Consider the following 12,026-nt stretch of genomic DNA (forward strand, 5'->3'; position numbering starts at 1 on the left):
CTTAAATTCCGGAGTTTCGCCGTTACCAGCGATAATGCGAGAATGCACGGTTGGCTTCCGCCATCTTGTGCACGTCTTCCCGCTTCTTCACGGCGTTACCACGGTTGTTTGACGCATCGAGCAGCTCAGCCGAAAGACGCTCGGTCATGGTCTTCTCGTTGCGAGCGCGCGCAGCGGTGATCAGCCAGCGAATGCCCAGCGCCTGGCGCCGAATGCTGCGGACTTCAACCGGCACCTGATAGGTGGCGCCACCGACGCGACGCGAACGAACTTCGATCGTCGGCATCACATTTTCCAAAGCCTGCTCGAACACGCCGAGCGGACCCTGCTTGGTCTTCGCTTCGATCATTTCGAAAGCACCGTAAACGATGGTTTCGGCGGCAGACTTCTTGCCGTCATACATGATCGAATTCATGAACTTGGTGACGATGACGTTCCCGAACTTCGGATCCGGGTTAACTTCACGCTTTTCAGCTGAATGGCGACGAGACATCGATCAGACCCCGGCTTACTTCGGACGCTTCGCGCCGTACTTCGAACGACGCTGCTTACGGTTCTTGACGCCCTGGGTATCCAGCACGCCGCGGAGGATGTGGTAACGCACGCCGGGCAAATCCTTGACGCGACCGCCGCGGATCATAACCACGGAGTGCTCCTGAAGGTTATGACCTTCACCCGGAATGTAACCGATGACTTCGAAGCCATTGGTCAGACGCACCTTGGCAACCTTACGAAGCGCCGAGTTCGGCTTCTTCGGAGTCGTCGTGTAGACGCGCGTGCAAACGCCGCGCTTCTGCGGCGACTGCTGCAGCGCAGGAACCTTCTTGCGCGACTTCTGAATTGCGCGCGGAGTAGCGATCAGCTGGTTGATCGTCGGCATGTCAGCCTTCACCCTTTAGTTCGCTCGAAGCCGTAACGGCTTCCTCAAAATCACATCGGAGCAACCTGCCCCACGATTCGCATCACGTGAAAAGCTTCACGCAAAACGAAATCACGCCAACCATTCATTGCTGAACGGAAAGCGCTTAACGCCACAGAGGACCGCGATCATGACCGTGAGACTTGCGTCTTTAGGTCTGCACCGAGGTCATGCATTCGAATTTAATCTCAAGAGAGAAGCCTCTCGGGAGACAAACGTCGTTTTGGCATTGCCTTGATATAGCGACAGCGTTTGAGCTTCTTGGTCGAGGTTGGTGCCCAATTAGCTCCGAAAAGCCGACCGGGTGATCCGTTCCGACACTGGCGAAGCTCACCGCCTGTCGTTGAATGGCCGGGTTGTATCCGCAGGGGATACCCAAGTCAACAACAAAGCGCGATGAAAGAAACGCTTCTCGCACTGCATCTTCTAGCATGTGGATCATGACAGAACATACGCGATTTCGACGCCCGCCATGTCATCCACGAAAGAATCTGCGCCTCGGATTCGTTGCAGTTTGATGAAAGAGAATCGCCTGGGTTGCGGAATTTTTGCGCCCTGCCCCGCCGACTCGCATCCGACGCAAGCCGTATCGCGTCCCGAATCGGCACACCGGGCAGCGCCGATCAGGAGCAAATGTTACCGGAGCGTCGAGTGGAGCGGTACGCCGCCGCTCATTCGACGCCCACGGTCAGCCAATCAGGCGGATGCAGGGAGGCGTGCGATGACCTTGATCTCGAAATCGAAGCCCGCGAGCCAGTTGACCCCGACCGCGGTCCAGTTCGGGTAAGGCGGTTCACCGATCACGGCCAATCGGACGGCATTGACCGCCGCGAACTGAGTGGCCGGGTCGGTGTGGAAGGTGGTGACGTCGACCACGTCGTCGAATGTGCAACCTGCAGCCTTCAGCACGGCCGCGAGGTTATCGAATGCCAGCTGGACCTGCTTTTCGAAGACCGGCTCCGGCGACCCGTCTTCCCGGCTGCCAACCTGGCCGGAGACAAACAAGAGGTCGCCCGATCGTATCGCCGCCGAATACCGGTTGATCTCGTAAAGCGCCTGCCGGCCGGCCGGGAAAATCGCGTCGCGTTTGATCATGGTGTCAGTCCTGTTCAACGATTATATACGCCCCGTATGTCAGAATATTCAGGCATACGCCTCGTATGTCAATACGCATACAGCGCGTATGTTACTTTGCGGAGATGACAGTGGTCGCGAGACGACGAGCGGAAATGGTGGAGGAAACCCGGGCCAGGCTCATCCGGGCGGCCCGAACGGCTTTCGCCGCCAAAGGCTATGCGGCCGCGTCGATGGACGATCTAACCGCGGAAGCCGGCCTGACGCGCGGCGCGCTCTATCACAACTTCGGCGACAAAAAGGGTTTGCTGCAGGCCGTCATCGATCAGATCGACGCGGAAATGTTGGCGCGCATGCGCGCTGCCCGCGGTCAGGCGGACACCGCATGGGACGGGTTTCTCAACGAAGGCGTCGCCTATATCGAAATGTCCCTCGAGCCGGAGATCCAGCGCATCATGCTGCTGGACGGCCCCGCCGTACTCGGCGATCCCTCGCAATGGCCGAACCAGACGGCGTGTCTGCGCACGACAACACAGGCGATTCAACGGCTGATCGACGATGGAACGGTCAAGCCTGTCGATGCCGAAGCGGCGGCCCGTCTGATCAATGGCGCGGCGCTCAACGCCGCCCTCTGGATCGCTGCCGCCGACGATCCCCACGCGGTCCTTACGAAAGCTGTCGAGGCTTTCCGCCAGCTCGCGGCGGGATTACTGCGAACGGCGGGATGACCGCCTCACACATCTTCAGATGCGCTCACTCGTCGTCGTCATCCTCGTCATCATCATCGTCGTTGGCAGATGACCTGTGCCGCTGGTCGTCCCAGAGCTGGCGATAGGTACCGTTCAGCGCCAGCAGCTCCTTGTGCGAGCCGCGCTCGATCGCCTTGCCGCCATTGATGACGATGATTTCGTCCATATCCACCACGGCGGCCAGCCGGTGCGTCGACGAAATCAGGGTGCGGCCCTTGGCGAGTTTGAACAGCGTCTTGTTGAGCGCCGCCTCGGTTGTCTGGTCGAGGGCGGATGTCGCCTCATCCAGCAGGAGTACCGACGGATTGCGGACGACGGCCCGCGCGATCGCAATCCGCTGGCGTTGGCCGCCGGAGAGCGTATCGCCGCGCTCGCCGACCTGGGTGTCGTATTTGTCCGGAAGGCTCATGATGTAGCGATGGATCTCGGCCTTGCGCGCCGCCTGCTCGACTTCCTCGTCGGTGGCGCCTTCCTTGCCGAGCCGGATGTTCTCGCGGATCGACATGTTGAACAGCATGTTCTCCTGGAACACCACCGCCATGTGGCCGCGCAGGGACTCGCGCGTGATCTTGCGGATATCGACGCCGTCAATGGTCACCCTGCCCTCGTCCGGCATATAGAGCCGCAGGATCAGGTTCAGCAACGTGCTCTTGCCGGAACCGGACGGGCCGACAATAGCGACGGTCTTGCCGACATTGATCTTGAGGCTGAGATTGTCGAGCACCGGCTGCTGGCTGTTCTCATACTTGAACGAGACGCGATCGAACGTGATGTCGTTGACGATGCGCGGCAGCTCCGGTGAGCCGGGCTTGTCGGCGCCGCGTGTCGGCTCGTCGAGCATTTCCTCCATGTGCCGCACCGCGGCCGCTGCCTGGATCGACACCGGGATGAAATGCATGACATGGGCGATGTTGTAGGACACCTCCCAGAACGCGCTTTCGAAGGTGACGAAGGTACCGACCGTGATCTGCCCCTTGGTGGCGAGATAGGCGCCGATCGCCAGCACCACCAAATGCAGCAGCAATACCGAGACGGTGACCGAGCGCTCGACCATGGTCGACAGGAAGGTCGCCGCCGCAATCCTGTCGCGCGTTTCGTTATTGCGTAGCCGGAACCAGCCCATGGTACGCCGCTGCAGGCTGAAGGCCTTGATCACCGCCTGTGCCGCGATGTTCTCCTGCACCATGCCGAGCACTGAAGCTTCGCTGAGCTTCTGGTCGTAATTGGCCTGCACGGCCTTCGGCGTCAGGATGCGCGGGCCGATCAGCGTGATCGGGAAAATCAATAGCGCCACGGCGGCAAGCTGCCAGTTCAGATACAGCATCAGCCCGATGCCGGCGATCAGTTCGAGGAACGGCAGCAATGCGCTGTTGGCGAAACTCTTGATGGCCGTCTCGAAAGACGACAGATCGATCGAGAAGCGCGACAGAATCTCGCCGCGCTTGGTGCGGGCGAAATAGGCCGACGGCAGATCCTGCACGTGATCGAACAGGCGCGAGCGGACGTCCGTGATGATCGAGGCTGCCAGTTTGGCGTCCCAGCGCTCGTACCAGATCGCAACGATCGACGTGACAATGCCGGCGACGGCCAGCACCGACAGGATCTTGAACAGCGCGTCGAAGTCTTCCTCGCCGAGCGCGTCGTCGATCAGATATTTGAGGCTGAGCGGCATGATGACGTTGAACAGCGTCTCGACCAGAACGCCGAAGCCAACGAAGCCAAGCAGCTTGCGGTACTTGCCGAGCAACGGCCGCGTGAAACGATAGACCGTCCCGAAGGCGCCGGCGGCCTCGCGCGCGGTGAAGACGACCAGTTCCTCGTCATCATCGTCATCGAGCTCGTCGTCTTCATCCTCGTCGTCATCATCGACGGCAGGCTTGGCTTTTGCCGTCTTCTCGACAGCCGGCGGTTTCGTGCTGGGAACCGAAGCGGCGGCAGCGCCAACCGGGAGCGCAAACTTGTCATCGAGCGGCGTGGCCGGCTCGGCCGCGTTCTTGTCGTCAGATGGAGGCTTTGGAGGTGGCTTCGACGCCATGGAACGAACCGTTGCTGCACGGTCCTTCGACCGCAAGAATCAATGAAGCGGCCCGGACAGCCACGGCAATGATCCTATGCGATCAGAATGTCCTCGGCAAAGCAACCGAAGGCGGATGCCAAAGATCAATCCTCGGCATCAACCTTGTCGAAGAACGAGTAGCGCAGGCTGTCCGCGTCGGCATACCAATGGCCCGGCCCCTTGCCGGCGGCCAGTGTGGCTTCCCACACCGCCTCGGTGCAGTCGCGGCGATGCATCGACAGGTCGAAGCCATTGCCGAAGAACAGTTCCGACCACTCCCACCAGGTGCCGAGCTTCTTGACGCCGCGCAGCAGGTCATAGCGATCGATCACCGCCGGCGCCATATCGGACGTGACCGAGCCGAACACGAGGCCGGTCTTCACGACGCGGTTGAGCTCCTGCACGGCCGTCACCACCTGCTTGTCGCTCACGTGACACAAGCTGGTCTCGAACACGAAATCGAACTGCCCAGCCTTGAACGGCAGATCGGTGATCGATCCGAGTTTGTTGAACTTCTGCAGCGCCTTTGGCGTCCTGGCGTGGATCGCCTTGTTGTTCTCGACACCCCAGGCGTCGATCCCCCTGGCACGCAGCGCGCCGACCAGTTCGCCACTCGCCGAGCCCGCAACCAGCAGCTTATAGCCCTTGGCGCGGCCCCAGACGATCTTGATGAGATTTGTCAGATAGGCAGGGTCGGTGAACTGGTTCCAGACCTCGCTGTAAGGACCGACACCGCGATAGTTCTGGAAATAGTCGCGATCGATCTTGTCGGAGATCGTCGTGCCATTCTGACCCTGCGCACGGCGCAGGCGCATCATCTCGGTGAGGATGATGTCGGTGGCGGCATCCGAGGAGTCGAGCAGACCGTTCAGCGTCGAGTCGAACAGATAATCGCCGACCACGACGAGGCCCGGATGATCCTTCGGCTCCGGCCGGTGATTGGTCATGACGTCGCGCACCGGCATGCCGCCGGGGATCGCATTGACCGATGACAGCCAGCGATGGATCTTGCCTTCCAGCAGATGCTCGCGCGCATCGCCAAACGAGACCGGCAACGACTTCAGCGCGGCATCGATCAACTCATCGTCTGTGAGGTTGGCAAAGGCCAGCGCGTCGGAGCCTGGCACCAGCCAGTTCAGCACGCCGTGCTTGCCTACATCGTGGCGCGCGCCCTCGTTATAGACACAGCAGCCGCCGAAGGCTTCCGACATGAACCAGGCGCCGGGAATCTGATCGCCCCAGAACGGGGTGTCGAACAGCAGCGAGATCCGCAGATAATGCGCCGGGCGGTCGAAGTAAGCGACATGCTTGACCATCGACTTGCGCAGCTGCTCGCCGTCCCAGCGCATGGTCGCCAGCCATGAATGCGGCAGGCACATCACCACGAGATCGAAATCGCGGGTGTCCGGCCCCTTGCCGTTCATCATGTCGAGCTGATAGCGGCCCTGCTCGGTCTTGCCGACCTTGAGCACACGGTGATTCAGCCGGATGTCGGCATCGACTTCCGACTGCAGGCAGGAGATCAGCTGCTCGTTGCCGTTCTGGATCGAATAGAGGCCGATATAGCCATCGACATCCATCACGAAGTTCTTCAGCGCATTGAGGCCGTTGGTGTTGTGCGTCTCGGTCGCGATGTCGGAGCGCGCCATCACCTTCAGGAAGCGCTTGGCAATGGGATCGCTGACTTCCTTATCAAGCAGCTCCTCGGCATTTATCCATGCCCAGGGGTGTTCGTTGTCGTGCGAACCGACGCCTTCGTAATATTCGATCGGCGACACCATGCTCGCACACTTCTTACGGAAGGCTTCAATGGCGGCTGCGGTCTTGGCGCCGTATTTCTTGCGCATGCCCGGCACGTCGTTGAGCAGCTCGCCGTCCAGCTGCACCTGCTCGGCATCCATCGGAATGGTCTGCAGGCCGAAATGCTGGATCAGCTCGCGCAGCGGATCCGGCCCTGTCATCGAGTAATCGTAGATTTCCGCAACGCCAGCTTCGTACATGGCTGGCGCGGTATCGAATTTGCGCGTGAGAATCTTGCCGCCGACGCGGTCGGACGCCTCGTAGATGGTGACACGACAGAGATCGCCGAGCTTCTTCTTGAGATACCAGGCGCTCATCAGGCCGCCTGGACCACCACCAACAATTGCAAGATCAAGCATAGGTTTCTTTCACGCGTCGTGTTTGCCGGCGGCAATATCCGGCAACGGTCGATGTAACGTATTCCCAGCCAAAGCGGAATCCGCTGACGCTGCAAGGCTGGCCCGTCGACCCCGTCGACTCGCGCTAACCCCCTCCAAGTGAAAACATTTTTCAGCTGAAGGAAAGATGAACAAAAGCATGTAGTGCGCCGCAACACACGCCAGACGCGAAAAAGGCTGGCTTTCGCCGGCCTTTTCCATGGCATTGATGTGATCTGCAGTGGCAGGTCAGTTGGTCGGCGACAAGACACGCTCCATGACGATGGTCCGCTCCTCACCGTGATAGGCCTCGCGAACGGCCGTGAAGCCCAGTCTCGCGTAAAAAGCCTCTGCGGTGACCGTCGCCGGAACCGTCAAAATCGCAAGCTGGCGTTCGCGGGCGACCCTCTCGATCCGCTGCACCAGCAAACGGCCGATGCCGCGCCCTTGCATGTCCGGCAACACGAACATGGTCCGCAGGGCCTGCCCATCCAGGCTCGCCGTGCCGACAACACGATTGTCCATCTCGGCAACGAACACGTCGCGCTGGTCGATCAATCGTTCGACAGCCGCCGAGCTGAAACTGAGTTCAACCCGCGCGATGATATCGGGCGTGTAATCCTTCGCATTGGTTTCACGCAGTGCGCGGATGATGACGCGGCTGATATCTGCCGCATCACCGGCTTGAGCCGGCCGAATATCGCATGTCATCTGACCGCTCTCCGTTCCCAACGAATGAACAGATCAAAACGAGAAAGGGCCAGCTTGCGCCGGCCCTTTCGTTTCTTAAGTCTGCCCGGCCCGATTACTCGGCCGACGGCAGCATCAGCGGTTCTTCTGCCGGAGCCGACGGCACGATCGCCGCCTGCTTCTCGCGCTCGTCGAGGATCATCTTGTCGCGCTTCATTGCGACTTCGCGGATCTTCGCCATCGAGGCGCCAGTACCGGCCGGGATCAGGCGGCCGACAATGACGTTTTCCTTGAGGCCTTCGAGCGGGTCCACCTTGCCGTTGACGGCAGCTTCGGTGAGCACGCGCGTGGTCTCCTGGAACGACGCTGCCGAGAAGAACGAACGGGTCTGCAAGCTGGCCTTGGTGATGCCCAGCAGCACAGGGTTTCCGGTCGCGATCTTCTTGCCTTCTTCCTTCGCCTTCAGGTTCAGCGCGTCGAACTCGATCTTGTCGATCTGCTCGCCCGAGATCATGTCGGTCTCGCCCTGATCGGTAATCTCGACCTTCTGCAGCATCTGACGGACAATCACTTCGATGTGCTTGTCGTTGATGAGCACGCCCTGCAACCGGTAAACTTCCTGGATTTCGTTGACCAGATAGGCAGCGAGTTCCTCGATGCCCTTGATCGCCAGAATGTCGTGCGGCGCCGGATTGCCTTCGACGATGTAATCGCCCTTTTCGACGATGTCGCCGTCCTGCAGATGGATCTGCTTACCCTTCGGAATGAGGTACTCGCGGGTCTCCTCGTTCTTGTCGAGCGGCTCGATCGAGATGCGACGCTTGTTCTTGTAGTCGCGCCCAAAGCGGATGGTGCCGCCGATTTCCGCGATGATCGCCGCGTCCTTCGGCTTGCGCGCCTCGAACAGTTCGGCCACCCGCGGCAGACCGCCGGTGATGTCACGCGTCTTCGCGCTTTCCATCGAGACACGGGCGAGAATGTCACCCGAGGTCACCTTGGCATCGACGTCGACCGACAGAATGGCGTCGGGCGACAGCATGTAACGGGCGTCGCCGCCACGTGCGAGCTTGAGGACCTTTCCGTCCTTGCCCTTGATGACGATAGCCGGACGCAAGTCCGCACCGCCACGCGACGAACGCCAGTCGGTAACGACGCGCTTGGCGATACCGGTGGACTCGTCGAGCGTTTCCGTAATCGACTGGCCGTCGATCAGGTCCTCGAACCCGATCGTGCCGTCGACTTCGGTCAGCAGCGGACGGGAATACGGATCCCATTCCGCGATACGCTGGCCACGCTTGATCATGTCGCCGTTGGCGACGTGAACGCGAGCACCGTACTGGATACGATACGTCGCACGCTCGGTACCATCGGCGTCAGAGATGGCGATGACCATGTTGCGCACCATTGCAACCATGTGGCCTTCGCCGTTCTTGGCGATGTTCTCGTTCTTGATCGTGATCTTGCCGTCGAAATTCGACTCGATCACCGACTGCTCGTTGAGCTGCGCCGCGCCGCCGATGTGGAAGGTACGCATCGTCAGCTGCGTGCCGGGCTCGCCGATCGACTGCGCCGCGATGACGCCGACGGCCTCACCGTGGTTGACGGGCGTGCCGCGGGCCAGATCGCGGCCGTAGCAGGTGCCGCAGATGCCGTTGACCAGTTCGCAAGTGAGAGCCGAACGGATCTTCACTTCCTGGATGCCGGCCTGCTGGAGCAGATCGACGTCCTTCTCTTCCATCAGCGTGTTGCGCTTGATCAGCACCTTGTTGGTCGCGGGATCGCGAATGTCTTCGCAGGCCGAACGACCGAGGATACGCGACGCCAGCGATGCGACCACCGAACCGGAGTCGATGATGGCGCGCATCTTGATGCCGAGATTGGTGCCGCAATCGGTCTGCGTGATGATGCAGTCCTGCGCCACGTCGACGAGACGGCGGGTCAGATAGCCCGAGTTCGCGGTCTTCAACGCGGTGTCCGCGAGGCCCTTACGAGCGCCGTGGGTCGAGTTGAAGTATTCGAGAACCGACAGACCTTCCTTGAAGTTCGAGATGATCGGCGTTTCGATGATCTCGCCCGACGGCTTGGCCATCAGGCCGCGCATACCACCTAGCTGACGCATCTGGGCCGGCGAACCACGGGCACCGGAATGCGCCATCATGTAGATCGAGTTGATCTGGGCTTCTTCACCCGCCGCATTCCTCTTCACCGAGGAGATTTCTTTCATCATCTCCTTGGCGACTTCTTCACCCGCCTTCGACCAGGCGTCGACGACCTTGTTGTACTTCTCACCGTGGGTGATCAGACCGTCATTGTACTGCTGTTCGAAGTCCTTCGCGAACGCACGGGTGGCGTCGACGATCTTCCACTTCGAACCCGGCACGACCATGTCGTCCTTGCCGAACGAGATGCCGGCCTTGAACGCGTTGTAGAAGCCGAGCGCCATGATGCGATCGCAGAAGATCACGGTCTCTTTCTGACCGCAGTGACGATAGACCTGATCGATGACGCCCGAGATTTCCTTCTTGGTCATCAGCTTGTTGATGACGTCGAAGGGCATCTTCGGCGACTTCGGCAGAACCTGACCGAGCATCGCACGACCGGCAGTGGTTTCCACCATGCGCGTGACCGGCTTGCCGTCCGCGTCGAGACCGGACCAGCTGTATTTGATCTTGGTGTGGAGGTGGATGACCTTCGCATGCAGCGCATGCTCGATCTCCGCCATCTCACGATACAGCTTGTTTTCGCCCGGGAGACCCGCACGCATGGTCGACAGGTAGTACAGACCCAGCACGATGTCCTGCGACGGCACGATGATCGGCTGACCGTTCGCAGGATGCAGGATGTTGTTGGTCGACATCATCAGGACGCGCGCTTCCAGCTGCGCTTCGAGCGACAGCGGAACGTGTACGGCCATCTGGTCGCCGTCGAAGTCGGCGTTGAAGGCCGAGCAGACCAACGGATGCAGCTGGATCGCCTTGCCTTCGATCAGCACCGGCTCGAACGCCTGAATACCCAGACGATGCAGCGTCGGCGCGCGGTTCAGCAGAACGGGATGCTCGCGAATGACCTCGTCGAGGATGTCCCAGACCTCGGGACGTTCTTTTTCAACGAGCTTCTTCGCCTGCTTCACCGTGGTGGACAGACCCTTGGCGTCGAGACGCGAATAGATGAACGGCTTGAACAGTTCGAGCGCCATCTTCTTCGGCAGGCCGCACTGATGCAGACGCAGTTCCGGACCGACGACGATGACCGAACGGCCCGAATAGTCGACGCGCTTGCCGAGCAGGTTCTGACGGAAACGACCCTGCTTGCCCTTCAGCATGTCGGCCAGCGACTTCAGCGGACGCTTGTTGGCGCCGGTGATGACACGGCCACGGCGGCCGTTGTCGAACAGTGCGTCGACGGCCTCCTGCAGCATGCGCTTTTCGTTGCGGATGATGATGTCCGGCGCGCGGAGCTCCATCAGACGCTTCAAGCGGTTGTTACGGTTGATGACGCGGCGATACAGATCGTTCAGATCCGACGTCGCGAAGCGGCCGCCATCGAGCGGCACCAGCGGACGCAGATCCGGCGGGATCACCGGCACCACCGTGAGGATCATCCATTCCGGCTTGTTGCCGGAATAGCGGAAAGCCTCGACGATCTTCAGGCGCTTGGCGAGCTTCTTGTGCTTGATGTCGGATTCGGTCTCCTTCATCTCGACGCGCAGCTGCTCGTCGAGCTTCTCGAGCTCCAGACCCTTCAACAGTTCACGGATCGCCTCGGCACCGATCATCGCGGTGAACGAGTCCTGGCCGTATTCGTCCTGCGCCTTCAGATATTCTTCTTCAGACAGCAGCTGACGGTCCTTGAGCGCGGTGAGACCCGGCTCGAGAACGACGTAGTATTCGAAATACAGGATGCGCTCGAGATCCTTGAGCGTCATGTCCAGCAACTGGCCGATGCGCGACGGCAGCGACTTCAGGAACCAGATGTGCGCAACCGGAGCGGCCAGTTCGATGTGGCCCATGCGCTCGCGTCTGACGCGCGACAGGGTCACTTCGACCGAGCACTTCTCGCAGATGATGCCCTTGTACTTCATGCGCTTGTACTTGCCGCACAAGCACTCGTAATCCTTGATGGGCCCGAAGATGCGGGCGCAGAACAGGCCGTCGCGCTCGGGCTTGAAGGTACGGTAATTGATGGTTTCCGGCTTCTTGATCTCGCCGTAGGACCACGACAGAATCTTCTCCGGGGACGCAATCGAGATCCGGATCTGGTCGAAGACCTGAGCCGGAGTCGTCGGATTGAAGAGATTCATAATTTCTTGGTTCATCGTCTTCTCCTCGCGTGCCGATCGCCATCAGCAGCAAATTCGAAAT

8 protein-coding genes are annotated in these 12,026 nt (G+C 60.4%); 1 reads left to right on the top strand and 7 read right to left on the bottom strand.

The genetic code is table 11. The annotated features are described in order from the left end of the window. Positions 1 to 22 precede the first annotated feature (22 nt). The 3 genes from rpsG to AB7783_RS11520 form a co-directional block, all read right to left on the bottom strand. On the bottom strand, positions 23 to 493 hold the full coding sequence (rpsG, locus tag AB7783_RS11510) for a 30S ribosomal protein S7 (protein WP_068731502.1): 471 nt from the start codon (positions 491 to 493) through the stop codon (positions 23 to 25). 15 nt (positions 494 to 508) lie between these two features. Beyond that, positions 509 to 880 carry a 30S ribosomal protein S12 gene (gene rpsL, locus AB7783_RS11515; RefSeq protein WP_068731626.1) on the bottom strand — a complete coding sequence of 124 codons (372 nt, stop codon included), beginning with the start codon at positions 878 to 880 and terminating at the stop codon, positions 509 to 511. Between the two features lie 735 nt (positions 881 to 1,615). Next, positions 1,616 to 2,014: a RidA family protein gene (locus AB7783_RS11520; protein ID WP_441277680.1), complete on the bottom strand. Its 399-nt coding sequence runs from the start codon at positions 2,012 to 2,014 to the stop codon at positions 1,616 to 1,618. Positions 2,015 to 2,118: 104 nt separating this feature from the next. On the opposite strand from AB7783_RS11520, the gene AB7783_RS11525 reads away from it, so the two are divergent. Further along, positions 2,119 to 2,721 (top strand): TetR/AcrR family transcriptional regulator, encoded by a 603-nt coding sequence (locus tag AB7783_RS11525; protein WP_441277681.1) that lies wholly within the window; start codon positions 2,119 to 2,121, stop codon positions 2,719 to 2,721. Positions 2,722 to 2,746: 25 nt separating this feature from the next. Here AB7783_RS11525 and AB7783_RS11530 read toward each other — a convergent pair whose 3' ends face one another. From AB7783_RS11530 to rpoC, 4 genes are all read right to left on the bottom strand, one after another. Beyond that, complete coding sequence (locus tag AB7783_RS11530) at positions 2,747 to 4,777, bottom strand: ABC transporter ATP-binding protein (RefSeq protein ID WP_184517876.1); 2,031 nt, start codon at positions 4,775 to 4,777, stop codon at positions 2,747 to 2,749. Between the two features lie 125 nt (positions 4,778 to 4,902). Beyond that, the gene (locus tag AB7783_RS11535; protein ID WP_441277682.1) at positions 4,903 to 6,957 is read right to left on the bottom strand and encodes an FAD-dependent oxidoreductase; all 2,055 of its coding nucleotides are present in this window, start codon (positions 6,955 to 6,957) and stop codon (positions 4,903 to 4,905) included. Positions 6,958 to 7,224: 267 nt separating this feature from the next. Further along, positions 7,225 to 7,686, bottom strand: coding sequence for a GNAT family N-acetyltransferase (locus AB7783_RS11540; RefSeq protein ID WP_441277683.1), 462 nt, complete (start codon positions 7,684 to 7,686; stop codon positions 7,225 to 7,227). Positions 7,687 to 7,780: 94 nt separating this feature from the next. Continuing rightward, positions 7,781 to 11,980 carry a DNA-directed RNA polymerase subunit beta' gene (gene rpoC / locus AB7783_RS11545; RefSeq protein ID WP_093762211.1) on the bottom strand — a complete coding sequence of 1,400 codons (4,200 nt, stop codon included), beginning with the start codon at positions 11,978 to 11,980 and terminating at the stop codon, positions 7,781 to 7,783. Positions 11,981 to 12,026: the final 46 nt, after the last annotated feature.

The organism is Tardiphaga sp. 172_B4_N1_3, assembly GCF_052076035.1.
Taxonomy (GTDB): Bacteria; Pseudomonadota; Alphaproteobacteria; order Rhizobiales; family Xanthobacteraceae; genus Tardiphaga; species Tardiphaga robiniae.